The sequence below is a fragment of the Bacillus sp. SORGH_AS_0510 genome (genome assembly GCF_030818775.1).
GTDB lineage: Bacteria > Bacillota > Bacilli > Bacillales > Cytobacillaceae > Neobacillus.
This window is the reverse complement of sequence record NZ_JAUTAU010000001.1, coordinates 4,272,665-4,297,918: the sequence shown is the minus strand read 5'-3', so window position 1 is coordinate 4,297,918 and position 25,254 is coordinate 4,272,665. Positions and strand designations below refer to the sequence as shown.

Genomic DNA, 25,254 nt, shown 5'->3' with positions numbered 1-25,254 from the left:
CAAAAACCCCACTCATGAAATGAGTAGGGCACACAAATGAAACAGTAATTCAAATGGTAGAATTATTGTATCATATATTTTGGGAATAACCTAATTTATTTCGATAAAGATTTTGGTAACTTTTGTATATTGAATAAGTAATTAAGCTGTATGTTTAACAAGCTTAGGATGACGCAGCACTGATACGAGCAAAATTAGACCACTAACTATTAATAAGGCACTCGTGCTGATAAAGACAGCAGAAAATCCGAAGTAGCCTGAGAGGAAGCCACCTAGCATCGGTCCAATGATATTGCCGAGGAATCGTAAACTATTATTATAGCCAAGGACTTCCCCTTGCATAGTAATTGGGGCTTCTTGACGGATATAGGCGATACGGACAGGAATGATGCCGCCAATGGTCACACCTAAGGCAATCCTGATAATGACCAGCTGCCAAAGGCTTGTCACAATCGCTCCTGGTAAGTAGACAATTCCTGCCAAAAATAAAAGGATGACTAATATTTTGATATACCCATATTTATCGGCAATTTTTCCCCAGTTTCGCGACATCAATAAATTACCAAGACCCGCAGCTGAAAAAGCAATTCCGGAATAAAAGGCGACATTATCTGGTCCATGCAAGTCACTCACAAACAATGACAAGATAGGTTGAATGCTGAAATGGGCGATTTGAACAAGTGCAGAGATAAGGAGTACCGTTAATAAAACCGGATTTCGTAGGATATGTTTAATGACCTCTTTACTGGAATAATGAGATTTGGCCCCCTTTGGTGGTTCTACCAGAAATTCTTTTGTTGCGATTACAAGCATTGCAGATACAAATATGGAAATAGATGTCCATTTAAAAGTGGTCGCATAGCCGAGTGTATCGGCTAAAATTCCTCCGAGCATAGGTCCTAACAACGAACCTGTAATACTTCCCGTTTGTAGTGTACCTAGGACGCGGCCGGCACTCTCTTTTGGTGTTTGAGTAGAGATGAATGCCTGTGACATCGGAATAAACCCTGAGAAAAAGCCCATGAAAAACCGAAGCACAAGCAACTGCCAGACAGAATGAACAAACCCTATTAAGAAGATGGAAAAGGCCATCCCTAATCCAGATATGATTAGAATTTTTTTTCGTCCATACCGATCACCAATCTTTCCCCAAACAGGTGAAAAGAGAAAGGCTGAAACGAATGTTATTCCAAAAGTAATGCCTGACCAGTGCTGGACATATTTTTCTGAAAAGTCCCCAAATGTCTCTATGTAAAGCGAAATAAACGGCATGACCATCGTCATACTTCCTGCTACAAAGAAGTTGGCAAACCACATAATCAGTAAATTACGCTTTGCACTTTCCTGCTTATTCATGGATGGTAACACTTCTTTCTTTAGTTTATTTCGTTTCCCTAAATATAATCATACCGAAATTTCTTAGGAGAATAAAGGAATAACTTTTAGTAGTATCTCCTTAATAAAATAAGAAGAAAGTTATTACTTTATTAAAAATATTAAAAATACTATTGACAACTTGTTAATGTGAGTTTAAATTTAGTTTAATACTTTAAATCAACAATACGTTCTCTTATCAAGAGTGGCAGAGGGACTGGCCCGATGACGCCCAGCAACCGTTCCGACATGGAATTGGTGCTAAATCCTGCAAAACATTTATTGTTTTGAGAGATAAGAGAGGAGTAGTCCTTAATTTGCGATGAAACCTCTCTTTTCTGGAGAGGTTTTTTATTTTACCTAAAAGAAAACTTCTCCGATGGGAATAATTTAGTTTGGTAAGGAAAACAAAAAGGGGGAGCTTTTATCATGAAAAAAAATCTATTTAAAAGTGTGCTTGTATCTACATTAGCTGCAAGCCTATTGCTCACAGGCTGTGCATCTGGGGGAGAAGCGAAGAAAGCAAGTGGAAATAAAAATGTTTCCCTTGAAGGAGTACCAGAGGTCTTTACTAAAGGTGATCAATTAAAGATTAAAGTCATCCGTAAAATTGGCGGTGACGATCATACAGCTCAATTCTTAGCAGGAGCTAAAGAAGAGGGAGAAGCATTAGGTTTAAAAGTAGATGTATTTACAGCTAACGGTGATACAGCAAAATTCCATGATGCCATTAATCAAGCTTTAGATCAGGATTATGATGGTTTCGTGATTTCTCATGGTGACGATGATGCGACAGTGAACGACGTGAAGAAAATTGTTGAAAAAGGAAAAAGCGTAGTTGCGTTTGACTCCAATCCAAAGTTGGCTGAAGTTGAAGGTGTAACACTTACATCTCAAGATGATGAAGCATTAGCAACATTAGCATTAGATCAGCTTGTGAAGGAAACAAAGGGGAAAGCCAATATTGCATACCTTTGGGTAGACGGTTTCCCGCCAATGGTAAGACGTAATAAAGTGTACCAAGATGTCTTGTCTAAAAACCCAGGTATTAAAGAAGTTGAACGCTTTGGAGTTGCCGCTGCAGATACAAGTGTGCAAACACAAAACGCAGTTGCCGCTATGTTAAATAAATATCCAAAAGGAAAACTGGATGCCATTTTTGCTACTTGGGATGCTTTTGCTATCGGAGCTGCACGTGCACTAAAAGAAGCGGGTCGGGAAGAAGTAAAAATTTATGGTATCGATGTTTCGAATGCGGACCTACAAGAGATTCAAAGAAAAGGTAGTGCATGGAAATATACAGCTGCAGTTGATCCGAAGCTTATTGGTGCAGTTGATATGAGATTGCTTGCTAAAAAGCTAGCAGGTGAAGAAACACCGAAAACATATGATTTAGAAGCATCACTAGTTTCACAAGAAAATCTTCAAAAGTCTAAGGATCCTGTGAACATGGTCAATCTATCAAACATCATTTCTGGTTGGGGTAAGTCAGATGCATTTGAAGAAGATTGGATGAAGACGTTAAAGAAGCATTATAAATAATAACTTTTTTATTATAAGCACTCTCTTTATCAATTGATTAAGAGAGTGTTTGCTTGATAGAGGGGATGATACTCATGCGTTCGACATTGGAAATGAAAAATATAACGATAGAATTTCCAGGCGTGAAGGCTTTAAATCAGGTTCATTTTACAACAGAAACAGGAAAGATTCAGGCATTGATTGGAGCTAATGGTGCAGGAAAATCGACTCTTATGAAGGTTCTCTCTGGAGCTTATGATCACTATAGTGGTGAGATTATTCTAAATGGAGAAACCTTGAACATTCGATCTCCAAAGGATGCACAGGACGCAGGCATTCAAATTGTATATCAAGAAGTCGATACAGCACTGATTCCGAATTTAACCGTTGCCGAGAATATTATGTTGATGGACACGGTTCACCGAATGGGGAAAAAACAGTGGATGAACTGGAGCGCTCTGCATGAGAAAGCAGCTCAAGTCTTAGCTGATATGAATATCACTCTATCTACAAAGAAGCTAGTGAGTGAACTTTCTCTTGCAGAAAAACAAATGATTCTAATTGCCCGATCCGTCTCGAATGACTGTAAGTACCTGATCCTTGATGAACCGACTGCACCACTTAGTCATACGGAAACGAAGGAGCTTTTTCGAATTGTCCGCGATTTAAAAAAGCAAAATGTCGGGATTATCTTTATCTCCCATCGTCTACCAGAGATATTTGAAATCTGTGATGACATTACTGTGATGCGAAACGGGGAATTTGTTGTAAAAGAGAAGATTTCGGATACCACCCAAAGTCAAGTGGTGGAGTATATGCTTGGCCAAAAGCTTGAGGAACAGTTTCCAAAAAAGAATACTAGAATCGAAAACACGGTTCTTGAGGTAAAAGGATTATCAGATCGGAATAAAATTAAAGATTTACATTTACATGTTAAGTCTGGAGAAATCGTCGGTGTGGCAGGACTGGTCGGGGCTGGTAAGACAGAACTTTGCAAGGCGTTGTTTGGTTCTGAAAAAATTACAGGGGGAGAAGTCCTTTTAAATGGAAGCAAAATATCTTTGAAATGCCCCTATGATGCCGTAAAGAACGGAGTTGCATTGGTACCCGAAGAACGTAGAAAAGAAGGGATTCTTGTCCTTGAATCAGTGGAATCCAATCTGACTGCAGCCAACTTAGGAAGCTTTACAAATATTTTTAGCTTTATTAATAGAAAGAAAGAAAAAGAAATTGCCAAGGGGTTAATTAACCGACTTGCAATCAAAACTCCATCTGAAGAAACAAAGGTTCAAAATCTATCAGGGGGAAATCAGCAGAAGGTTGCGATCGGAAAGTGGCTGGTTGCTGAAGCCGATGTCTATATTTTTGATGAACCCACGAAAGGCGTGGATATAGGAGCGAAGAAGGATATCTTTGAACTGATCACAGAGCTAGCGAGCAGGGGGAAATCCATTATTTATGCCTCATCAGAGTTATCGGAGATCATGGGGATAACTGACCGGGTTTATGTTTTATATGATGGTCAGTCAGTAAAGGAACTTGAGACGCATCTAACAAACGAGGAAGAACTATTATATTATTCCACAGGGGGCAGGTAAAATGGAGACAAATATTTCAACAAAGAATCAGACCCCAACCAAAAAGGCATTTGAACTATTTCATTTCTTATATAAATACGGGACGATTATTACGATTCTTGCACTTATTCTAATTTTTTCAGCAGCCAATCCTTCATTTATTCAGGGAGGTAATATTGTCAATATTCTTCGATCAATATCGATAGTGACGATTATAGCTATAGGGATTACCATATCATTATCTGTCGATGGCTTCGACTTATCCGTTGGTTCAGTAGCTTCGTTATCGAATGCTATTGTTATTTCAATGTTTGTTTGGTTTTCGCAAAATACAGTTGTCGCGGTTCTATCTGCGATTGCGGCTTCCTTATTTGTAGGGGCTTTAAACTCTTTCATGATTGTAAAGTTGCGGATTCCGGACATGCTGATGACCTTGGCGACTATGTTTATCATCCAAGGCACGGCTCTAACTTATACAAAAGGGGCAACAGTTTCTCAAAACATGGTATTGCCCGATGGCTCTATGGCAACAGGCTTAATTAGTCCATTCTTTGCAAAAATTGGAGCAGTGCCATGGATTATTATCATCATGGCGATCACAGTCATTTTAGTGCATATTTTTCTGACCTATACCAAACATGGGCGTTACATGTATGTAATTGGCGGTAATAAAGAGGCAGCTAGACTTTCAGGGATTCCAGTTAATAAATATAAAATAGCAGCATATTTACTTTCAGCATTATTCGCTTCCATTGGTGGGATTGTTCTTGCCTCAAGGGTTATGACCTCTGAAATCAATTCCGGTGCGCCGTACCTTATGGACTCTGTTGCTGCAGCTTTTATTGGATTTTCAGTCCTGGGTGCAGGTAAGCCGAATGCATTTGGGACATTTACTGGTGCCGTATTAATCGGTATCCTTCAGAATGGTCTCGTTATGATGTCGGTGCCGTACTATGCAATGGATATTGTAAAAGGTACCGTACTGGCATTTGCCTTAGCAATTACCTATTACAAGCAAAAATAATTGTTGGTAACCTATTCACGCCTGTGGATAGGTTATATTTTTTGATTAAGGATATCAACAAATGTTGCGCTTTTTATTAACAATATCCACTAGAAAATATGTTATTCACAGGGAGGTAATTATTATATGGAAGCGAATACATTCTTAAGTGAGGAAAAATAATGTGATGGAGGGAAGAATATGACCAGCAATTATCCAATATTAGAAGGTGCAGAACCCTTTTACTTCGAAGGAAATAAAGTTGGAATATTAGTATCACACGGATTTACAGGTACAACTCAAAGTATGCGGCCATTAGGAGAGGCTTACGCGAATGCTGGATATACGGTGTGCGGACCGAGGCTCAAAGGTCATGGAACCCACTATGAAGAAATGGAGCAAACTACCTATCAGGATTGGATTTCTTCCATTGAAGAAGGATTTCAATGGTTAAAAGAACGCTGCGATACAATCTTTGTCACTGGCCTTTCGATGGGGGGCACATTGACTTTATACATGGCCGAAAAATATCCAGAGATTCGAGCGATTATTCCAATTAACGCAGCTGTGGACATTCCGGAAATGGCCCCTGTTCGTTCGTTAGAAGGTGTAAGGTTTTTAGATGCGATTGGGTCTGATATTAAAAAAGCGGATGTGAAGGAATTAGCTTATGAAAAGACACCTGTTCAATCCATCAAGGAAATCTTAATGTTAATGGATCAGATAAAAGAAGACCTTCACAAAATTACCTGTCCGGCACTAATTTTTGTTTCGGTAGAGGATCATGTGGTGCCGCCGAATAATTCACAAATGATTTATGAAGGTATTCGCTCTTCTGTAAAAGAAATTCATCAGATGAAGGACAGCTATCATGTTGCAACACTGGATAATGATCAAGCATTCATAATAGAAGAAACATTACAGTTCATCAAAAAAAATCTTTAGGAGACATTTATTTGTCTTCTTTTTTTATTATAAGGAACAATAAAGGGTAAGGAGGGAAGCGTATGGAACATTGTGAAGCATTTTTGCGCAGCAAAAATTGGCTGGATCAGGATTTAGATTCGAGGTACATAAATGTGAATCATCCTTATGCCATCCTAATTTCTGAGGATGAGGGGGAGATTACACTAAGAGGGAATGCTGGATTTGATAATGGTCAGAATGGGGAGGAGATATTTAGTTTTACCTCTTTAAGGGAATTGCAGGAATGGTTTGAAAATAATATTGGAGAGTAATCTCAGGTTAAAGTCGATGGTGAGAAGCCGTCGACTTTATTATTTTTCTAATGGACCGACTAGTACCCGTGAAGGCGAAAAAAGGAGAGGGAAGGTAACTAGTAGTTGTGACTAGTGCCCCTTGAAGAGAAAAAAAGAGCTGGAAGGTAACTAGTCGGCGTGACTAGTGCCCGTTGAAGAGAAAAAAAGAGCTGGAAGGTAACTAGTCGGCGTGACTAAAGCCCGTAGTAGAGAAAAAAAGAGACGGACGGTAACTAGTCGTTTGACAAGAGCCTATTGAAGAGAATAAAAGCGACAATTGGTAATTAATCAAAGTGACAAATAACCATTCCAAAGGGGCATTTTTTAAAAACTGATAAAATTATCCATTTTACTATTGACAATATTTATATTAACAATGATAATATAAACATAATTAATATGAGGTGATTCAAAATGAACATTCAAGACGTAATCCTAGGATTTTTATATGACGAGCCAATGAGCGGCTATGATATCAAACAAATGATGGAAAACTCTGTTTCTTACTTTTTTGATGCTTCCTTCGGGGCAATCTATCCAGCGCTGAGAAAGATGGAAAAAGAAGGTCTGGTGGAAAAACAAATCATCCAGCAAGACGGTAAGCCGAACAAAAATCTATTTGTGATTACGGAAAGTGGAAAGAAACAATTTCAAACGTATCTAAACAGCCCAATCAACCCCACTGTGACAAGATCCGATATCTTAATCCGAATCTTTTTCGGGCGGTTTACCACAAAAGAAAAGGTAATGGAATGGTTGTTGGAGGAAAGAGGAAAAAACCAAGCGATGTATGATAATTTGACTAGAATTGCTAATTTGCACCCAAACATGGAACCGAATAAAAGATTCACCTTAGAGTTTGGGATCCGTCAAGCAGAAATGATTCTAGGAATGATAGATGAGGAACTAAAAAAAATGAATGAAGCTAAAGGGGAGTAACCTTAATGAAGGGTACAGGTGGAATGAAGGTCGTTTTGCTGATGTGTTTGGGGATATTTGTTTGTATGCTGGATTCAACAATCATGAATATTACACTTCCTGCAATCCAGGATAATCTGCATACCTCGTTGGAAACAAGCTCGTGGATGTTAAATGTATACACTATGACAATAGCCGTCCTAGCTATTCCTATGGCAAGGTTCGCTGAAATGTTTGGTAGAAATAAGTTTTTTATTTTTGGGATATTTGTTTTTGGATTAGGTTCTGCGCTTTGCGGTCTAGCCACAACTGGAGATTCTTTAATCGCAGCACGGTTTATTCAAAGCTTTGGAGCGGCCATTTTAATCCCCTGTAGCATGGTTATCGGTATTGCGGCCATGCCGTTGGAAAAAAGAACGCTCCCATTAACCTTACTTGGTGCTACACAAGGGCTAGCCACCGCACTTGGGCCGACAGTTGGAGGCATTATCACCGAAAAGCTTAGCTGGCATTGGGTATTTTATGTGAATGTACCTATCTGTCTGCTGGCCATGATCAGTGCTTTTTTCATACTAACACTGAAAAATGAAAGTCGTGTAAAGTCAAAAATTGACTGGTTGGGCTTACTCTTTTCTATTGCTGCAATCTTTCCACTAAACCTAGTGCTAATTAAAGGAAATACATGGGGCTGGGATAGTATGCAAGCAATGGTTTGCTATATTATTACGATTATTTCTATTGTTCTTTTTATCATGGCAGAGAAAAAGTCTAAATCGCCCATGGTTAACCTAATTCTTTTTAAAGACCGGTTATTTACGGGATCGGTTGTAACAGTGACAGCAGGTTTTATTTTCCTCATCGGTGTAATGGTCCTACTACCTCAGTTTTTAACTAACTTCCAACATAAGACAGAGCTTCAAGCCGCATTACTAGTTACACCAGTATCTGCCGCCATCTTCGTATTTTCCAACTTTGCAGGTTTGTTAACGAAAAAAATAGGATTTACGATTCCAGTAATACTTGGGTTTGGGATCATGGGAATTGCTTACTACTTGCTACACAACTTAAGTATTCATAGTACTTCTAGTCAGGTTATTTTGTTGTGCAGTTTGCTTGGGTTCGGATTTAGCTTTGTTATTTCTTCAGCCACGATTGCAAGTACATCCTCATTTGAAGGGGAGATGCTAACAGCTTCCCAAAGTGTGTTTTCTATGCTTAGACAGGTTGGTGTCGTTTTAGCAGTAGCAATCTTTGTTGCAGGCTTGACCAATAATATTCAACATAAGAAACAGAATGTTGTTCATTTTGCGGCTCAAAGGCTTGAAAAATTAGATTTGCCACAATCAGCAAAAGAACAAATCTTTAGTGAAACAAAAAAATCAATTAAAAAAGAAAAGCAAAACCTTAAAGCAAATCAGGAAGAAATCTCTACTACAGAACGTCAACAGCTGATTGATGGGAATGTAGAAAAAGTGCTTTCCACATTGCCAGAAGATCAGAGAGTTTTAGCAAAAGAAATGGTGTATAAACAAGTGGAAAAACAGGTAGATGAGGAAATTACTCACAATAAGAAATTAATAAAGACATATGGAAGTCAGGTGAGTGCCTATGCTCATAAAACAATTGCATCCAGTTTTGCTGATCTTTATAAAACAAGTATCCCGTTTGTACTAATTTGTTGTTTAACAGGATTTATTTTTAGAGAAAAAAGGAGAAAGAATGTATTTTCCAATGTTCAATTCCAAGCAAACGAATAAGTTGGAAGTCCAAAACACCTGCGTTGTAGAAATGACGCAGGTTTTGTGTTTAAATGTCGAAATAAATGGAATAGTATTTTTTTTCAGTAAAATATGGTGTTTTTTGTGGTAATATATACCTCCAACAATTATAATGACTGTGAGTACATTTTCCTAAAAGGCAACCTATTTGAAAAGATAAGGACGCAAAGCTACAGGGGCTAAAGTTTGATTGCTATGCCAGCCAGCTGCATATGTTTTTTTTAGTCCTCTTCTATCTAACTCCATGACAGCCACTAGGAATAAAAAATGGAGGGAAAAACATGTTGAAAAAAGTATTTGCCATTTCTCTATCAGTCCTTTTAATGTCATCATTTGGGACAAGCGTATTTGCTGCAGAGCCTACTCCAGCAGATTATGAGAAGGTTATTGCTTCTATTGAAAAAACTAACCAAGATATTGAAGCTAAAATTGCAAAAGCAGTTCAAGATGCTGATGGGCTGGAGGCTCAGTACATAAGAGATATTCAAAAGTTAGAGGAAGGCGACACTGTTGTTAAATTAAAAGATCAAAAAAACAAATTACAACAGGACTTAGTAAAAACCAATGATATAAACAAAGTAGAAAAAATAAGAAGTGAGCTTTCTGATCTAAATAGTAAAATAGAGGAAGAAACAGCTAGAATTAATGAGAGGATGTCAGCTATAAAAGCAAAAGTTGATAGTTTAGTGCAGTCTTCTTTAGAAAAAGGATATGATAAGGAAAAACTTGATAAAAAAATAGAAAAGCTTAATGAACAAATAAATAGAAAATTAGAGAAACATAATGAAAGAACTGAGAAATTTTCAAATGATTTGGATAAATTAATTACAGATTTATATAATGTTACATTAAAAATGTCTACGGACGCAATCAATAAGGCAGCAGAAAAGGGCATCCAAGCAGAACCTTACTGGACACTTGTGGAGCTAGGAGGAAAGTGGGTTTGGATTGACCCGATTCGTGTTTGCCATTAAGAGTCTGGGGGTTTTAACATGAATGGTCTTCACCTTGGGGAGAACGGGAAATATTTAGAAAAAGTAATAGATTCAACATCTGAGTTTAGTTTAATAGCAAAAGGTGACGGCTCAGAAGTTATCTTACAAACAATAAAAGAAGGGAAAACCTTTTATGTTTTTCCAGGTGAAGAACCAGAAACAATGGAATTCTTCTTTATAGTTAATGGAGAATGTGTCTATGAAGAAATGGATACTAAAATTTATTTAAAATCTGGTGATTATTTTTATATACATCACCTTGAAGATGCTACTTATTTTAAAGCATTAACAGATATGAAGTTAATTTGGTTCACTACTCAGCCTGCTTTTCACTTTATAAGCGAGAGTATTAATGAGTTAACAAAAATTGTTAAGCAAGTAGAAGAAAAAGACCAATATACCTATCAACATAGTGCTAGGGTGCAGACATATTCTGTGAGAATTGCCAAACAGTTACAACTTTCGAAAGAAAAGCTAGAAAATCTTTATTTTGCATCCCTCTTTCATGATGTGGGAAAAATTCATGTTCCTGAAGAAATTTTGAATAAACCTGGAAAACTTTCTAATGAAGAATTTGAAATCCTAAAGAAACACTCTTGGGATGGGTGCGAGATGGTTAAATCAACCTATTATGGTCATATTGGAGATATTATTTTACAGCATCATGAGAGGTTAGATGGATCCGGATATCCATCAGGTCTTAGTGGTGAAGAAATTCTATTAGAAGCCCAAATCATAGGGGTAGCAGATACCTATGATGCAATGACTTCGGACCGTGTATATAGAAAAGGTCTGGATCCTAAAATAGCAATAGCTGAACTTAAAAGATTAGCGGGTTCTCATTATCGAAGTGAAATTGTGGAGGCATTTGAAAAAGTATTAATTATAGACGGAAAACTAAAGGTAGAAGACCTAAAACAAGTCCCTTAGTACCATGGGACTTGTTTTTATTTTAAAGGAGTGGTGAGGATGGAAGTTTTAAAAGCAATAAATCTAGGCATTAGATTTACATTGGAAATAGTAGTACTTATCATTCTTGGCTATTGGGGGTTCCATGTGAGCCAGAGTACAGTTATAAACATAGTATTAGGTATTGGAGCTCCAATGATAGCCGCTGTTATTTGGGGGATGTTTGGAGCCCCTAAAGCACCTTACACATTATCTAGCATGCCTTTTTTAATGTTGGAGATAGTCATATTTGGCCTTCCAGTCATTATTTTGTTCTTTTTAAATAAACACACACTAGGCTTTTGTTATGGACTCATAGCAGCATTTAATCTGTTATTCATGAAAATCTGGAATCAATAGTTTCTTGGTGCACCTGTCCTTAGATTAGCAGGTGTATTTTTTTTGTCGCAAATTGTCGTCTTATTTTTCTGAAAATTCAATTGACTAGGTGAAATAAATATAGTAATTTATATATAACAATATATAACGTTATATAAAGTTGTATGTTGTATATAGTGAACAGGGAGGCAATAAAAATGACGACAGAATTAGTAATTGATTTAAAAAATCAAGTGCAACAGGCTTTAGCAGAGGTTGAAAAAAGAAATATCTCGAATGTATACTTCGTAGCTTGTGGTGGTTCCTCGGCTCTTATGTATCCAAGCAAATATGTAATTGATCGTGAGGCAAAAACCCTTGATGCCCATCTGTTTAGTTCAAATGAATTTATCCATCGGAATCATTCTAAACTGGGAAGTAATTCTCTAGTTATTTTATGCTCACATTCTGGGACAACACCTGAAACCGTAGAAGCCGCAAAATTTGCAAGATCAAAAGGGGCATTAGCAGTTTCTTTAACAAACGTTGAAGGCTCGCCATTAGCACTAGCATCAGATGTAGTTTTAAAGTACCAATGGGGTGAAGGGGCTAATGCCTTCACAACTAATTATTCTGTGCTATATCAACTAGTATTTGGTGTGCTGAAAGTGGTTGAAAATAACGAAAAAGCTAGTATAGTAGAAGAAAGTCTTGAGAATTTACAAAATGTTTACGAAAAAGCAGCTGCACTCTATCAAAAGAATGCAGAAGATTTCGGCAAAGAGTATAAAGATGAAAAAATTATCTATACAATGGCAAGTGGAGCAAACTATGGTGTTGCTTACTCCTATGCCATTTGTATCCTTATGGAAATGCAATGGGTTCATTCACATGCTATCCACGCAGGCGAATACTTTCATGGGCCGTTTGAAATTATTGATGAAGAAACACCTTTTATTATTTTGCTTGGATTAGATGAGACAAGACCGTTAGAAGAAAGAGCACTCGCCTTCTCAAAACGATATGGTAAGAAATTAGTTGTCCTTGATGCAAAAGACTTTGATTTTACGGGTGTAGCAGAAGAAGTACAAGGATACATTGCTCCACTAGTCTTAAACTATGTTTTAAGAAAATATGCAGATCAGTTGGCAGAGGCTCGGAACCATCCATTATCAAAGAGAAGATATATGTGGACAGTTGAATACTAACCCAAATTAAATAGCTAATTTCCACTACTTTAATTATAGAAACTGATTCCTTTCTGGAGGGGAACCATAATGAAGAAGTTATTTATTTTAAGTATGATTGCTATTCTATTCCTATCCTTTTTTTCCGGATGCTCTAAGAGTTCAAGTTCATCGAATGGAAAAGAGATAGTAGAATTAAAATTCTTCCACCGCTGGCCTAATCAACCTAAGAAGCAATATTTTGAAAAAGCAGTTAAAGAGTTTGAAAAATCTCATCCAAATATAAAAATTAAAACTGAAGCGGTATTGAATGATTCATATAAAGAAAAGATTCGTGTTGTTCTAGGGTCCAGCACCCCTCCAGATGTATTTTTCTCGTGGAGTGGAGAATTTGCATATAACTTCGTACGTCAAGGACAAACACTGGATTTAACTAAGTATATTGAAGAAGATAAGGCTTGGTCTGATCAAATTATTGCCTCGCAATTCAATGCATTTACTTTAGATAACAAGACATATGGAATTCCATGGTCTACTGATGGGAAAGCTTTCTTTTACAATAAAAAGATATTTAAAGATTTAGGTATTGAGGTTCCGAAAAGTTGGTCAGAACTAATTGATGTTTCTAAAAAGATTAAGGCTGCTGGCATCACTCCAATTACATTTGGAAGCAAAGCGCCATGGACGATCTCTCATTATATTGGAACATTAAATCAATTGATGGTACCACAAGATGTGATTAACAAAGATTATGATTCTAATAATCCTGAAGGTGATTTCTCCCATCCAGGTTACGTAAAAGCATTGGAGAAATTCATGGAACTTGAGCCTTACTTTAATAAAGGAGTTAACTCTGTTGATCACGAATACTCTCGTGAACTATTTAATAGTGGAAAAGCGGCAATCGGTTTCTTCCAGCTAGCAGAAATTGGACTGATTGAACCATCTCTAAAAGAAGACCTTGGGGTGTTTAATGTACCCGGTATCGAGGGTGGAGAAGGGAATCCAAATTCGATTACTGCGGCACCTGAAGGCATCATGATCTCATCTAAAACCAAGCATCCAAAAGAAGCAATGGAATTTGTTAAATTCTTAACTTCGAAGGAAAAAGGGACAGAGCAATTAAAAGAAGTAAGTGAATACAGTGCGGTAAAGGGGACAACAACAGAGGCGAATGCATCTAAGCTTCAACAGGATGCTATTAATCTAATTGTTAACGCAGAGCAAACTTACTTATGGTTTGACACTGCTGTAGATATTAAAATTGTGGATGCCTATTTAAATGGAGCACAGCAAATGTTGGATGGAAAGAAGAGTCCAGAAGAGGTAATGAAAGATGTTCAAAAAGCAGCAAAAGAAGTGAAGGATTCTGCGAAAAAATAGGAAACCGAAAAGGTGGTTGCAACTTGACCACCTTTTTTCTAAAGATACGCCTTTAAAAAAGGGGAGTTCATATGCAAAATACAAACAAATGGTTACCATACCTATATATTGCACCTTGCTTAATCTTTTTAGCCCTTTTTGTTTATTATCCAATTGTTGAAAATCTATTTTATAGTTTCTATGAGTTTTCTGCCTTTTCAGCAGAAAAGACTTTTGTTGGTTTTGAAAATTTCCTTAATCTTTTCAAAGATGAAGTTTTTTATATAGCATTAAAAAATAATCTTTGGTATGCAGTGATCTCAATTATCTTTCAGGTGTTTGGCGGGCTCATTTTAGCCGCTATACTTGAGGATAAAATAACGAGATTCATCAGTGGCTTGTTCAGAACCGTATTCTTCCTCCCAGTTGTCATTTCAATGACTGTCATCGCGTTGCTGTTTACCTTTGTCTATAATCCGGATATCGGGATTCTAAACGGGCTATTAAAAATGCTAGGACTTGAGAATCTAGCAAGAGCCTGGTTAGGGGAATCTGAGACTGCTATTTTTGCTGTCATTGCTGTTTCTCAGTGGCAAAGTATCGGGTATATTATGATGTTATTTATTGTAGCTATTCAAAACATTCCTCAAGAATTATATGAAGCTGCAGAGATTGATGGTGCAGGTAGAATTCGGAAATTCTTTTCCATTACCGTCCCACAAGTAAAAGAAATGTTCTTTGTCACAACACTTATTACCTTAACAGGTGCATTCACTGTATTTAATGAACCGTACATTTTGACTGGTGGCGGTCCCGGGAATGCCAGTGAAGTTTTAGGGACATTACTTTACCATTCTGCTTTTGGAAAGGATCAAATGGGTTATGCTGCTGCAGTGGCAACGGTCATTTTAATCATTACCTTAATTGTTTCATTAGCCCAATTGAAAATATTTAAAACAGGAAAGGATGTTTAGGGTGGAGACAAGCAAAGTAATAGACTATCAACCATCGATTTCATTTAAATCGAAGTATAGGAAACAAAAAAAGACAGTTAAAAGCCTTCCTATTTTTACTGTACTTATTTTATATTTTGTCGTCATTGCCTATCCGCTTTTTTGGATGGTCATCAACTCGTTTAAGTCCACACCTGAAATATTCTCTAGCAGCTGGGCGATGCCAAAGAAATGGTTATTCTCCAACTATACGGAGGCATGGAATACTGGAATTTCTGGTTATTTTCTTAATAGTTTAGTAGTTACAGCAGCAACATGCTTTATCACAGTGCTAGTAAGTGCACTTGGGGCATTCAGCCTAGCCAGATTTGAATTTAAAGGGAAGAATCTGCTGTTGATTTTTTGTATGGGAGGAATGATGCTATCCCCACAAGTTAGCTTAGTTCCACTGTACAAGCTTATTCAATTATTAGGAATTCATGATACGTATTTTGCCATGATCTTTCCTTATGTTGCCTATCGCATTCCCATCACTATTCTTTTAATTAGGGCTGCTTTTCTTGAGGTACCGAAAGAATTAGAGGAATCTGCTTTTCTTGACGGGTGCAGTACGTGGACTATCTTTTTAAAAATTCTTGTTCCCTTAAATAAGCCCATTTTGCTGACTGCAGTAGTGTTGACGGCTTACTATACGTGGAATGAATTTATGTTTGCATTAATCTTTGTTGATTCTGATGCATTGAAAACAATACCTGCTGGTTTAATGCAGTTTCGGGATGCCCTGCAAACTAACTGGGGAGTCCTTATGGCTGGATTAATGATCTCTGCCTTACCGATTATTTTATTATTTATTTTTATGCAAAAGTATTTTATTCGAGGGTTATCATCCGGAAGTGTTAAAGGATAAGAAGGAGTGAGACATGATGAAAATCATTGGAATAGGAGATAGCGTGGTTGATATTTATCAAGATCGAAATGAAATGTTTCCTGGTGGAAATGCTCTAAATGTGGCGGTTTTAGCCAAACGAAACGGGGCAGAGGCTGCGGGCTTTATAGGGATTGTTGGAACCGATGTGGAAGGGGATCATATTCTTGATTCATTAAGTAAGAATGGGGTAGACAGCAGTTTAGTTAGAAGAGCAATTGGTGAAAGTGGAAAAGCCTATGTGGATCTAAATGAGGAAGGGGACAGGATCTTTATTAAATCGAATAAAGGTGGTGTTCAATCAAAGCTTAAACTGAACCTGGCAGTAGATGACTATGAATATATCAAGACATTTGATGTGGTACATACTAGTATCTATAGTCATTTAGATGATGAATTGCCGATTCTAAAACAGTACCTGCCTGTGTCATATGACTTTTCTAATCACTTTACAAATGAATTATTAGAAAAGACGTGTCCACATATTCAGTTTGCATTTATTTCGGGAAGTGATTTAACAGAGGCTGAACTAGGGGGGCTATTCAATAAAATTCATGGATTGGGAACCCCTTTTATTATTATTACAAGGGGATCCAAGGGTGTGGTTATGTCACATAATAATAAACGGTACATCCAGGGAATAGAAGAAGCAGATGTGGTGGATACATTAGGTGCCGGTGATTCATTTATAGCTGGATTCTTAACCCATCAATTTAAAGGGTTCACAATTGATGAATCGTTACAAGCAGCTGCAAAGATTGCAGCGAGAACATGCGAAGTAAATGGCGCATTTGGATTTGGAAAGCAATTAATTTGTTAAAATAAAGCCTGTGTTAAAGAACAGTGTTGATTTTTCCATCCTGTTGAATGGAGCGGAAGGCACGAAGATCCTCGAAAATGCTACCGCATTTCCTTCGTGCGGTGATAATTCGATGGAGCTTATTCAATGTCCTGTGGGAGTATGGTTCAGGGGAGACCCCGCAGGCGCTTGCGCCGAGGAGGCTCGCCGAAACACCCACGAACCGCTCGTGCCTGGAGCGGAAATCAACAGGCACGTTTAACAGAGCTAAAATAAAAAGGAATGAAGGTTGGTGTTCATCTTCATTCCTTTTTATTTAAGTTGTTATAGTTAGTGCAATTAACTGAGTTCTTGTTTTGAAGGTGGATATGTGAATGGGAATTCCAGCTTCATCATAAACCGTCTTATCGATATTAAATAAAGTTTCTCCTACTTCACAATCCAAGTATTCAGCTTCTGCTGTTGAAGCGGTTACAACTGTAATAATTTTCTTACTGGAACCTGATTTAATATTAATATGATAGATATTTTTTAAAACATCATATGTTGACTCATGTTCTGCAAAGTTTGCAAACAAATTAGGAAAGCGTTCCAGCGAATAATGAGCGATATCCAATACAAAAGGCTGTTGATCAATCGACATAATACGTACCAATTTTAAAACAGGTGAATCAACAGGTATGTGAAGTGCTTCAGCAATTGCTGGAGTAGCTTTTATTTCTTCACAGGCTAGTATCCTCTTTGATGGATTTTTGCCGAGCTGTTTACTAAAATCAGTGAATCCATCGACGGAAACCAATTCTCTGGCAATCTTAGTCCTCGTAACAAAGGTTCCTTTTCCTTGTTTTCGCTCTAAAAAACCTTCATCGGACAATTCCTGAATGGCTCTTCTTACAGTAATACGGCTAACACCATATAATTCACACAGCTCTGTTTCATTGGGTAAACGATCCCCGGCATTATAAATCCCTTGATCAATGGATTCTTTAAGGATTTGTTTTAACTGGTCATACAATGGAGTGGAACTTGAGTTATTTAATTTCATTAGTAAATCCCCTTCAGTACACAAGTCATTATATAATATTATATAACAAATTTGCTGTTAGTGTATAGAAGTAAGCGGTAAATACTTTCATATTTTTGCAATAATGGTTATTTAATCCTATATTTTATTCATTATTTAAATCATCTTTGTATAAAGTCTTGTTTTGATTTAAACTAAGTAACAAATGTAAAGATAATGTGGTGAGAATTGAATGGAGAAACAAGTTGAACAAACCTATGATATTATGGAGGTCTGCTTGCTGGCAGGAAAAATCATGCTCCAAAGCGGCGGAGAAACGTATCGAGTGGAAGATACAATGATGCGCATTGCTGCCGCCTTAGGTATTCAATCAACTCATAGCTATGTCACTCCAACTGGTATCATTTTTTCAGCTGAAGGGGCAGAACCGACCAAAACCAAGCTGATTCGGATTTCAGAGCGGTCCACTGATTTAAAAAAGGTAGCTATGGTGAATAGCATTTCAAGAAGTATCAGCAGCGGTGAAATCAATTTACAAGAAGCCTTAGCGCAATTAAAAGAAATTGATTCCCTTAATGTGACTTTCCCTTTTAAATATCAGGTAGCAGCGGCCTCATTAGCAAGCGGCTGCTTTATGATTATGTTTAATGGGGGATGGAGTGATTTTATCCCTTCCATGGTGTCAGGAGGTTTGGGCTATCTTAGCTTTGTCTACTTCCATCGCTTTGTTCCTATTAAATTTTTCTCGGAGTTCTTAGCCTCGTTTGTTATTGGTTTACTTTCTGTATTACTTGTCAGCATTGGTATTGGGGAGCAATTAGATAAAATTATCATTGGCTCCGTTATGTCATTAGTTCCTGGGCTATTAGTCACCAATGCAATCAGAGATTTAATGGCAGGACATTTAGTTTCTGGTTTATCCAAGGGAGCAGAAGCATTTCTAACAGCATTTGCCATTGGAGCAGGAATTGCTGTTGTGTTATCGTTTTTATAAAGGTGAGTGGGAATGAATATGGAAATCCTTGGTCAATTAATAACAAGTTTTATTGCCACAGGAGCTTTTGGTATCCTTTTTAATGCACCAAAAGAAACATTAATAAAATGTGGATTGATCGGAATGGGAGGTTGGCTTATTTATTATCTTCTCGAGAGATATTCAAATGATGCCATATCTGCTACATTGGCAGCCACTATTTTTATAGCCGTTCTAAGTCAGGAATTAGCTAAGTTTTACAAAACGCCAGTCATTATCTTTAGTGTTGCCGGGATCATTCCTCTAGTTCCAGGGGGATTAGCCTATGATGCCATGAGACATTTTGTAGAAAATGACTATAATGCAGCATTAGGGTCAGCGGCAAAGGTATTGATGCTTGCTGGAGCCATTGCCTTCGGATTAGTTTTTTCTGAGGTAATTAATCAAGTCATTCGAAAAATTAATCAAAGAAGGATTTGAAATAAGGTATATCTGAGGCTGACCCCGTGCTTTTGGTGCAGCCTCATTTTTCTTAAGGAGAACTTAAGGTTTATGAATTAAGATGAGTTGGAAAAGTTTTTCCTTTATCCACTTTGGATTATTTGGTATGTTTATAGTAGTATTTTACTAATCTACTAGTACCTGTCAAAGTCTAACGCAAGGAATGGTATATTCGTCTATGAAAAAATTTTTATTCATCCTTATTGTTTTAATCATATCTTTTATTGGTGCAAATACTATTTTTGCAGGGAAATTTGATTGGCCGGCTATTGTTCGATTAAAAGAAGTGGTACAAACGAAGACAACGGATGCGGAGTCTCAAAAAGAAACGAATTCACAACCAGTAAACAAAGAAGTACTAAAAGAAGATCCAGAACCAGTTAACGAAGTAAAAATAACAAATACTGAGCCAAGTACTCCAGATCATATATTACTGGATGTACCATTGCTAAACCAAATGGATGCTCCTAAGCTTTATAATGGATGTGAAGTAACCAGTCTAGCAATGATTTTAAACTATCATGGTGTAAAGGTGACAAAAAATGAATTAGCGGAAAATATTAAAACCGTTCCGTTAACCTATAACAATGGACAAAAGGGAAATCCTAATGCCGGATTTGTGGGAAATATGGCAAAGGGTCCAGGGCTCGGTGTTTACAATGGACCTGTATTAGAATTGGCGCAAAAATATGTTGGCGATCGCGCTGTGAATCTAACCAACCATTCATTTGATGAGGTCTTAGAGAAAGTGGGCCAAGGGCTCCCGGTATGGATTATTACCACCTCAACCTTTGCGCCTGTCTCTGTCTTCCAAAAGTGGGACACACCGCAAGGGAAAATTGATATTACGTTTAGTGAACACAGTGTCGCAATCACAGGTTACGATGAAACCCATATATATATCAATGACCCCTATGGAGTCAAAAATAGAAAACTTAACCGTGAAAGCTTTATAAAAGCTTGGGAACAAATGGGAAAGCAAGCGATTGTGATTGTGAAGTAGTTATATACAAAACCTCAGTCTTTGTACTGTGGTTTTTTTGTTTGTCAAAATGCTAGTTGTAATTGGGGGAAAATGGTTGTGAGAATCTTTAAAAAAATCCCTTTTACACTCTTTACCAAATTGAAAAAACCAATTATAGTAAAATAAGTAATTAAAAAATAAGTAGATTTTTGTAGTTTTTTGAATTTTATTCTTTCGTTTTTTTTACATAAATTGACCTGTTATAAAAAAGGGGAGCTTATAACATGGATTTAAGAAGAGGAATGGTATTAAAAGAGGATATCTACTCTTTAACTGGTGTTTTACTTTTAAAAAAAGGTACGGTACTAAGGGATAATCATATTAACTTGTTGAATCGACATAAGGTTCAGACAAGGGATCAATTAGACTCGAGAAGTATTATTGATAAAAAATTAGGTGAATTTAGTGAAATTGTTTATAAAAATGTTTATACATCAATCCAAGACCTTCAAACAACAATAAGTCAAAAGTCAAAACTTGATGATGACGAAATTCAGGAAATGATAGATACATTCGGGGCATTACACCAAGAGTTTGCTATAAATGAACTTGGGATAATAGAAATTATGGAAAGATTCTCTGAGGATGAATACTTACTAAAACATTCTATTAATGTGGGTTTGGTAGCAAGTAAAATAGGTGGAATACTGAACCTATCTGAAGATGATCAACATTTTTTAGCTAGTATGGGGTTATTTCATGATGTTGGAAAATTTAAAATTGACCCTGGGATTCTAAATAAACCCAGTAGGTTAACTGAGGAAGAATTTAACTTAGTAAAACAACACCCAAAGCTTGGTTATGACTTGTTATCTTCAACTTCTTTAAATCCCCTAATCTTAGAAGGTGTTCTAAAACACCATGAGCGATTAAATGGATCGGGTTACCCTTTTCAATTAAAAGAAGAAAATATTCCTTTTTTTATTCGAATCCTTTCTGTTGCAGATACATTTGATGCTATCTGTTCAAATAGAGTTTATAAAAGCTCAATGTCTATTTTCTATGCAATTGACGAACTAATAAAAGACGTAAAATTAAACCGCCTTGATGGTTCAATTGTTTTACCTTTCACCAACTTTCTGATGGAAATGATAAGAGGAAAAAGTATTACGTTGCGTAATGGAAAAGTTGGAGAGATTCTTGAATTAAATCTTGAGATATCCTAATCAACCTATAATAAAAATAGATGGTTTTAAGCCACTAGACCTATTTAAAGAAAACCTAACACTAAATCAAATTGCAAATTATTAACCTATAAATTGGACGAAGGCAGAGGAAATTAAATTCCTCTGCCTTCTTTATAGTTGATTCATGATGAATCATTATTGTAACTTGTGAATGCTAGTCTTATTCAGACAGTATTACTGTCTAGCTATCATGCGCTTTCAAGCGCTGAACTGTTCTGTTCGCAAGTAAAAACTTATATATAATCCATTGTTTTTTAAACAAATTTGCCGCGGTTATTCTTCCACCTGATGGTTTTGTACCTAAACGACGTAAGCCCTACCTCTCTTACATCCTAACGGCTCCGAAGCCGATCCAGTGTGAATAAGTCTTTATATTAAAACATAAGCAGAATGCCAGAAATAAATTCTTACATTGCGTTATCTTATAATTCCAAGTTACTCTAGTGCCTAAGCACAATTATTTATTTTACAGTAATTTACTTCTCTTGTCAAATATATTTAGGAGTTAGCTTTTTAGCCATTAAAGAAAAAGAGCCTTTTCTAAAAAAAGTAATTAAAACTATGTGGAAAAGGAATAGAGCATTTGTTAGTAGAAGTAATATATTAATAAATCGTTTGAATGGGAGTGAATTGGATGGAGGGCTTTAATTATAAAAATTATGATGGGTTAGGCATAGCTGAATTGATAAAAAACAAAGAAATACAGCCAAAGGAAGTGCTTAATGAAGCCATTCACACGATAGAAAAATTTAATCCACAGTTAAATGCTGTCATCAACAGATTTTATGATAGGGCTGAAAATGCGTTGGAGAACGTAAATCTAAATAGTAGGTTTTCTGGAGTACCGATGCTCTTGAAAGATATTACACAAGAGGTGGAAGGGGAAAAAATCACCTCAGGTTCTAGGGCTTTGCAAACCTACCGTGCAAAGGTCGATTCTGAATATGTGAAACAATTAAGGAAAACAGGTGTAATATTTGTAGGGCAAACAAATGTACCGGAGTTTGCATTAATGGGAATTACAGAGCCTCAATATTACGGACCTACTCGGAATCCGTGGAACCTTAACCATACACCAGGCGGGTCAAGTGGAGGATCGGCTGCAGCGGTGGCAAGCGGTATGGTTCCAATAGCAGGGGCAAATGATGGTGGCGGTTCTATTCGGATACCCGGGGCCTATTGTGGACTATTTGGCATCAAGCCCACTCGCGGCAGGACACCTGTTGGGCCCCATTATGCTAGACATTGGCAAGGGGCTTCAGTAGACCACATTCTTTCAAGGACGGTTAGGGATAGTGCGGCTATGCTTGATGAGATAAGCATCCATGAAAAATATGCGGCCTTTTATGCTCCCTCATTTGAAGGAAAGTATCTGCAATTATTACATGAACCGTTTGAGAGAAAATGGACAATCGGATTCACGGTAAAGTCCCCACTTGGAAATTTGGTTGAACAAGATTGTAAAGAGGCAGTCTTAAAGACAGCTAAGCTGTTAGAGTCCATGGGTCATCACGTGGTTGAAGTAGATGTACCCGTTGATGGAAGAAAAATCGCAAAAAGTTATCTAACTATGTATTTTGGTGAAGTAGCTGCAGGTTTGTCTTCCCTTGAAACTGTTCTAGGGAGAAAGCCAAGAATGAGTGATGTGGAACCGACAACATGGATGCTCGGCTTAGTGGGAAAAGCCACCTCAGCTGAAGAGTTTGTATTAAGTATTAGAGAGTGGGATAAAGCTGCCATTCAGATGGAACAGTTCCATGAACAATATGATTTGCTTCTTACTCCAACAACAGCGGCTATACCTGCGAAAATTGGTGAACTAGAGCCAAGTAAATCTGAAAAAGCAGCATTGCAGTTTGCCGGAAAGCTTTCCTTGGGAGGCTTAATGAAAAAAGCAGGGATTGTTGAACAAGTGGCAGAAAAAAATTTAGAAAGAACTCCTTTTACACAGTTAGCTAATTTAACCGGTCAGCCAGCCATGACCGTGCCTATCCATCTTACTTCCGATGGACTCCCGGTTGGTGTACAATTCATGGCAGCGAGAGGAAGAGAGGACTTCCTTTTCTCACTCGCAGGTCAGCTAGAACAAACGGAAGAATGGGTGCCTGTGCAAAGGAATTCTTTTTATATGAGAAAAGAAAACAAATAATCACCACAGTAAGAGTGGGGGAGCACCATGCTATTTTTTAGAAAGCTGTTTATAAAGGCGACTAAATACCGATATCGAACGTTACTATTGGTTACTACTTTTTTTATTTTGATTAACGCAGAAATTATGAGAATACTAGAACCGCAAACATTTGAGAATACCTTTCATGCAGTTTGGTGGATTCTCACGACTATGACAACTGTAGGGTACGGAGATGTTTCACCAACAACACAGCTAGGAAGAATTTGGGCGATGCTGATTGTTTATACAGTAGGTATCGGTCTTTTTGGTTTAGTGATTGGAGTCATTGTTGATGCTGTTTCGCAGTACAAGCGAATGAAGGAGGAAGGAAGAATGACGTTCAGAGGAGCAGGCCATTATGTCATTATTGGCTGGACCAATAAGAGTAAAACCACGATTAATGAGCTTTTTCTCGGAGACTCTAAAACAGAAATTGTTCTAATTGATGAGTTAGAGAAAACCCCCTATGAACATGAAAGATTTCTGTATATCCAAGGTAGTCCCACGGATGAGGATACGCTAAGAAGAGCAGGAATTGAAAAAGCCAAAGCCGTTCTATTATTTGCTCCTGATGGCATCAATAATGCTGACTTAGCTGATGGTAAAACGCTCTTAGTTGCTTCCTCCATAGAGCGATATGATGAAGGAACTGAAAATAACATATATACCATTGCTGAAATACTAAATGAGAAGCATGTAGGTAATTTTAAACATGTAAAGATTGATGAGTTTATTCTTTCCCATGAATCTGTATCGAATCTTATGGCGAAATCAGCGCAAACAAAAGGAACAAGCCATCTCTTTACCCAGCTATTAAGTCGGAAGGATGGGGACGGGGGAAGTGATTTATGGGAAGTGAGAGTTAAACCTGAATGGACGACTTATGGAATGGCCCATGATTTTCTTAAAGAGAAAGGTGCCCAGCTCATTGCTGACCGTAGTGACTTAAATATCCTAAAGAAATGGAATGAAGCGATTCCTAGTGAGGCTCGGCTGTTTGTTATCTGCGATAAAGAAACTTATAAGAAATTGTAATAAAAAGCGCATCCAGGGGATGCGTTTTTTAATACGTTAAACAGCCAGCAATGACGACTCCGATGGAAACGGATAAAAACATGAGGAATAAACCAACTGCCTGATTATCTTCTTCAATGCTCTGCATAACATTGAACCGTGGAGTGAGCCATTCCGCTAGGTAAAACACGATAATTTGCGCTACAATCCCAATTGCTCCCCAAATAGCCATATCTGTTAAAGAGATGGAATTAGCGGCAGTAGAATACAAAACGATGGCCAAACCGAGTAATCTTCCGCCTAGTACGTAGCTTGCTGCTTTGTTTCCTTTTGCCATTAAGGAAAATTCTTTTACCTTTGTAGTTACTTCCATTAGGAAGAGTCCTACTAATAAAAGACCAAGTGTAACGGCTAAGTATAATAAAAAATTCGCCATGTGCATCC

Annotated in this window: 24 protein-coding genes and 2 riboswitches; of the genes, 21 read left to right on the top strand and 3 right to left on the bottom strand. The window is 37.3% G+C overall.

The annotated features are described in order from the left end of the window. Window positions 1-141: 141 nt before the first annotated feature. Complete coding sequence (locus QE429_RS21865; RefSeq protein WP_307290028.1) at window positions 142-1,356, bottom strand: MFS transporter; 1,215 nt, start codon at window positions 1,354-1,356, stop codon at window positions 142-144. 211 nt (window positions 1,357-1,567) lie between these two features. Next, a riboswitch (SAM riboswitch) is annotated at window positions 1,568-1,675 on the top strand. A gap of 128 nt (window positions 1,676-1,803) precedes the next feature. Between QE429_RS21865 and QE429_RS21860 the strand changes: the two genes are divergently transcribed. From QE429_RS21860 to QE429_RS21790, 15 genes are all read left to right on the top strand, one after another. Beyond that, complete coding sequence (locus tag QE429_RS21860) at window positions 1,804-2,916, top strand: sugar ABC transporter substrate-binding protein (protein ID WP_307290026.1); 1,113 nt, start codon at window positions 1,804-1,806, stop codon at window positions 2,914-2,916. A 74-nt stretch (window positions 2,917-2,990) separates the two neighbouring features. After that, window positions 2,991-4,493: a sugar ABC transporter ATP-binding protein gene (locus tag QE429_RS21855; protein WP_373463220.1), complete on the top strand. Its 1,503-nt coding sequence runs from the start codon at window positions 2,991-2,993 to the stop codon at window positions 4,491-4,493. A gap of 1 nt (window position 4,494) precedes the next feature. Beyond that, window positions 4,495-5,496 (top strand): ABC transporter permease, encoded by a 1,002-nt coding sequence (locus QE429_RS21850; protein ID WP_307290024.1) that lies wholly within the window; start codon window positions 4,495-4,497, stop codon window positions 5,494-5,496. Between the two features lie 180 nt (window positions 5,497-5,676). Further along, window positions 5,677-6,420 (top strand): alpha/beta hydrolase, encoded by a 744-nt coding sequence (locus tag QE429_RS21845; RefSeq protein ID WP_307290022.1) that lies wholly within the window; start codon window positions 5,677-5,679, stop codon window positions 6,418-6,420. A 62-nt stretch (window positions 6,421-6,482) separates the two neighbouring features. Beyond that, window positions 6,483-6,713, top strand: coding sequence for a hypothetical protein (locus tag QE429_RS21840; RefSeq protein WP_307290020.1), 231 nt, complete (start codon window positions 6,483-6,485; stop codon window positions 6,711-6,713). 435 nt (window positions 6,714-7,148) lie between these two features. Further along, on the top strand, window positions 7,149-7,673 hold the full coding sequence (locus QE429_RS21835) for a PadR family transcriptional regulator (RefSeq protein ID WP_307290019.1): 525 nt from the start codon (window positions 7,149-7,151) through the stop codon (window positions 7,671-7,673). A 5-nt stretch (window positions 7,674-7,678) separates the two neighbouring features. Further along, a complete protein-coding gene (locus QE429_RS21830) occupies window positions 7,679-9,409 on the top strand; it encodes a DHA2 family efflux MFS transporter permease subunit (protein WP_307290017.1) in 1,731 nt (576 codons plus the stop codon). Between the two features lie 149 nt (window positions 9,410-9,558). Continuing rightward, window positions 9,559-9,644, top strand: a riboswitch (cyclic di-GMP riboswitch). A gap of 67 nt (window positions 9,645-9,711) precedes the next feature. Continuing rightward, window positions 9,712-10,404: a hypothetical protein gene (locus QE429_RS21825; RefSeq protein ID WP_307290015.1), complete on the top strand. Its 693-nt coding sequence runs from the start codon at window positions 9,712-9,714 to the stop codon at window positions 10,402-10,404. A gap of 18 nt (window positions 10,405-10,422) precedes the next feature. Then, complete coding sequence (locus tag QE429_RS21820; protein ID WP_307290013.1) at window positions 10,423-11,355, top strand: HD-GYP domain-containing protein; 933 nt, start codon at window positions 10,423-10,425, stop codon at window positions 11,353-11,355. Window positions 11,356-11,394: 39 nt separating this feature from the next. Then, a complete protein-coding gene (locus tag QE429_RS21815) occupies window positions 11,395-11,733 on the top strand; it encodes a YrdB family protein (RefSeq protein ID WP_307290012.1) in 339 nt (112 codons plus the stop codon). A gap of 176 nt (window positions 11,734-11,909) precedes the next feature. After that, on the top strand, window positions 11,910-12,899 hold the full coding sequence (locus QE429_RS21810; RefSeq protein ID WP_307290010.1) for an SIS domain-containing protein: 990 nt from the start codon (window positions 11,910-11,912) through the stop codon (window positions 12,897-12,899). 69 nt (window positions 12,900-12,968) lie between these two features. Beyond that, window positions 12,969-14,261: an ABC transporter substrate-binding protein gene (locus tag QE429_RS21805; protein ID WP_307290008.1), complete on the top strand. Its 1,293-nt coding sequence runs from the start codon at window positions 12,969-12,971 to the stop codon at window positions 14,259-14,261. Between the two features lie 71 nt (window positions 14,262-14,332). Further along, window positions 14,333-15,214, top strand: a complete 882-nt coding sequence (locus QE429_RS21800; protein ID WP_307290007.1) for a carbohydrate ABC transporter permease — start codon at window positions 14,333-14,335, stop codon at window positions 15,212-15,214. Window position 15,215: 1 nt separating this feature from the next. Beyond that, window positions 15,216-16,100 (top strand): carbohydrate ABC transporter permease, encoded by an 885-nt coding sequence (locus tag QE429_RS21795; protein ID WP_373463219.1) that lies wholly within the window; start codon window positions 15,216-15,218, stop codon window positions 16,098-16,100. A 16-nt stretch (window positions 16,101-16,116) separates the two neighbouring features. Further along, on the top strand, window positions 16,117-16,938 hold the full coding sequence (locus tag QE429_RS21790; RefSeq protein ID WP_307290917.1) for a PfkB family carbohydrate kinase: 822 nt from the start codon (window positions 16,117-16,119) through the stop codon (window positions 16,936-16,938). A 295-nt stretch (window positions 16,939-17,233) separates the two neighbouring features. Here QE429_RS21790 and QE429_RS21785 read toward each other — a convergent pair whose 3' ends face one another. Next, complete coding sequence (locus QE429_RS21785; RefSeq protein WP_307290006.1) at window positions 17,234-17,962, bottom strand: GntR family transcriptional regulator; 729 nt, start codon at window positions 17,960-17,962, stop codon at window positions 17,234-17,236. Between the two features lie 211 nt (window positions 17,963-18,173). Between QE429_RS21785 and QE429_RS21780 the strand changes: the two genes are divergently transcribed. The 6 genes from QE429_RS21780 (at window position 18,174) to QE429_RS21755 (ending at window position 24,831) form a co-directional block, all read left to right on the top strand. Then, window positions 18,174-18,935: a threonine/serine exporter family protein gene (locus QE429_RS21780; RefSeq protein ID WP_307290005.1), complete on the top strand. Its 762-nt coding sequence runs from the start codon at window positions 18,174-18,176 to the stop codon at window positions 18,933-18,935. A gap of 18 nt (window positions 18,936-18,953) precedes the next feature. Then, the gene (locus QE429_RS21775) at window positions 18,954-19,394 is read left to right on the top strand and encodes a threonine/serine exporter family protein (RefSeq protein WP_307290916.1); all 441 of its coding nucleotides are present in this window, start codon (window positions 18,954-18,956) and stop codon (window positions 19,392-19,394) included. 199 nt (window positions 19,395-19,593) lie between these two features. Next, window positions 19,594-20,418 (top strand): C39 family peptidase, encoded by an 825-nt coding sequence (locus QE429_RS21770; RefSeq protein WP_307290004.1) that lies wholly within the window; start codon window positions 19,594-19,596, stop codon window positions 20,416-20,418. Window positions 20,419-20,663: 245 nt separating this feature from the next. Next, window positions 20,664-21,605, top strand: a complete 942-nt coding sequence (locus QE429_RS21765; protein ID WP_307290003.1) for an HD-GYP domain-containing protein — start codon at window positions 20,664-20,666, stop codon at window positions 21,603-21,605. Window positions 21,606-22,260: 655 nt separating this feature from the next. Further along, window positions 22,261-23,775: an amidase family protein gene (locus QE429_RS21760; RefSeq protein WP_307290002.1), complete on the top strand. Its 1,515-nt coding sequence runs from the start codon at window positions 22,261-22,263 to the stop codon at window positions 23,773-23,775. A 27-nt stretch (window positions 23,776-23,802) separates the two neighbouring features. After that, complete coding sequence (locus QE429_RS21755) at window positions 23,803-24,831, top strand: potassium channel family protein (RefSeq protein ID WP_307290001.1); 1,029 nt, start codon at window positions 23,803-23,805, stop codon at window positions 24,829-24,831. Window positions 24,832-24,859: 28 nt separating this feature from the next. Here the strand turns inward: QE429_RS21755 and QE429_RS21750 are convergent, their stop codons facing one another. After that, complete coding sequence (locus QE429_RS21750) at window positions 24,860-25,246, bottom strand: DUF350 domain-containing protein (RefSeq protein ID WP_307290000.1); 387 nt, start codon at window positions 25,244-25,246, stop codon at window positions 24,860-24,862. Between the last annotated feature and the right edge of the window lie 8 nt (window positions 25,247-25,254).

What these genes read in the sequence shown, in the direction of transcription:
- QE429_RS21790 (WP_307290917.1), top strand. Translation starts at nt 16,117, where the DNA reads ATGAAAATCATTGGAATAGGAGATAGCGTGGTTGATATTTATCAAGAT.
- QE429_RS21855 (WP_373463220.1), top strand. Translation starts at nt 2,991, where the DNA reads ATGCGTTCGACATTGGAAATGAAAAATATAACGATAGAATTTCCAGGC.
- QE429_RS21835 (WP_307290019.1), top strand. Translation starts at nt 7,149, where the DNA reads ATGAACATTCAAGACGTAATCCTAGGATTTTTATATGACGAGCCAATG.
- QE429_RS21765 (WP_307290003.1), top strand. Translation starts at nt 20,664, where the DNA reads ATGGATTTAAGAAGAGGAATGGTATTAAAAGAGGATATCTACTCTTTA.
- QE429_RS21785 (WP_307290006.1), bottom strand. Translation starts at nt 17,962, where the DNA reads ATGAAATTAAATAACTCAAGTTCCACTCCATTGTATGACCAGTTAAAA.
- QE429_RS21770 (WP_307290004.1), top strand. Translation starts at nt 19,594, where the DNA reads ATGAAAAAATTTTTATTCATCCTTATTGTTTTAATCATATCTTTTATT.
- QE429_RS21845 (WP_307290022.1), top strand. Translation starts at nt 5,677, where the DNA reads ATGACCAGCAATTATCCAATATTAGAAGGTGCAGAACCCTTTTACTTC.
- QE429_RS21760 (WP_307290002.1), top strand. Translation starts at nt 22,261, where the DNA reads ATGGAGGGCTTTAATTATAAAAATTATGATGGGTTAGGCATAGCTGAA.
- QE429_RS21780 (WP_307290005.1), top strand. Translation starts at nt 18,174, where the DNA reads ATGGAGAAACAAGTTGAACAAACCTATGATATTATGGAGGTCTGCTTG.
- QE429_RS21865 (WP_307290028.1), bottom strand. Translation starts at nt 1,356, where the DNA reads ATGAATAAGCAGGAAAGTGCAAAGCGTAATTTACTGATTATGTGGTTT.
- QE429_RS21750 (WP_307290000.1), bottom strand. Translation starts at nt 25,246, where the DNA reads ATGGCGAATTTTTTATTATACTTAGCCGTTACACTTGGTCTTTTATTA.
- QE429_RS21840 (WP_307290020.1), top strand. Translation starts at nt 6,483, where the DNA reads ATGGAACATTGTGAAGCATTTTTGCGCAGCAAAAATTGGCTGGATCAG.
- QE429_RS21815 (WP_307290012.1), top strand. Translation starts at nt 11,395, where the DNA reads ATGGAAGTTTTAAAAGCAATAAATCTAGGCATTAGATTTACATTGGAA.
- QE429_RS21820 (WP_307290013.1), top strand. Translation starts at nt 10,423, where the DNA reads ATGAATGGTCTTCACCTTGGGGAGAACGGGAAATATTTAGAAAAAGTA.
- QE429_RS21775 (WP_307290916.1), top strand. Translation starts at nt 18,954, where the DNA reads ATGGAAATCCTTGGTCAATTAATAACAAGTTTTATTGCCACAGGAGCT.
- QE429_RS21805 (WP_307290008.1), top strand. Translation starts at nt 12,969, where the DNA reads ATGAAGAAGTTATTTATTTTAAGTATGATTGCTATTCTATTCCTATCC.
- QE429_RS21860 (WP_307290026.1), top strand. Translation starts at nt 1,804, where the DNA reads ATGAAAAAAAATCTATTTAAAAGTGTGCTTGTATCTACATTAGCTGCA.
- QE429_RS21825 (WP_307290015.1), top strand. Translation starts at nt 9,712, where the DNA reads ATGTTGAAAAAAGTATTTGCCATTTCTCTATCAGTCCTTTTAATGTCA.
- QE429_RS21755 (WP_307290001.1), top strand. Translation starts at nt 23,803, where the DNA reads ATGCTATTTTTTAGAAAGCTGTTTATAAAGGCGACTAAATACCGATAT.
- QE429_RS21830 (WP_307290017.1), top strand. Translation starts at nt 7,679, where the DNA reads ATGAAGGGTACAGGTGGAATGAAGGTCGTTTTGCTGATGTGTTTGGGG.
- QE429_RS21810 (WP_307290010.1), top strand. Translation starts at nt 11,910, where the DNA reads ATGACGACAGAATTAGTAATTGATTTAAAAAATCAAGTGCAACAGGCT.
- QE429_RS21800 (WP_307290007.1), top strand. Translation starts at nt 14,333, where the DNA reads ATGCAAAATACAAACAAATGGTTACCATACCTATATATTGCACCTTGC.
- QE429_RS21850 (WP_307290024.1), top strand. Translation starts at nt 4,495, where the DNA reads ATGGAGACAAATATTTCAACAAAGAATCAGACCCCAACCAAAAAGGCA.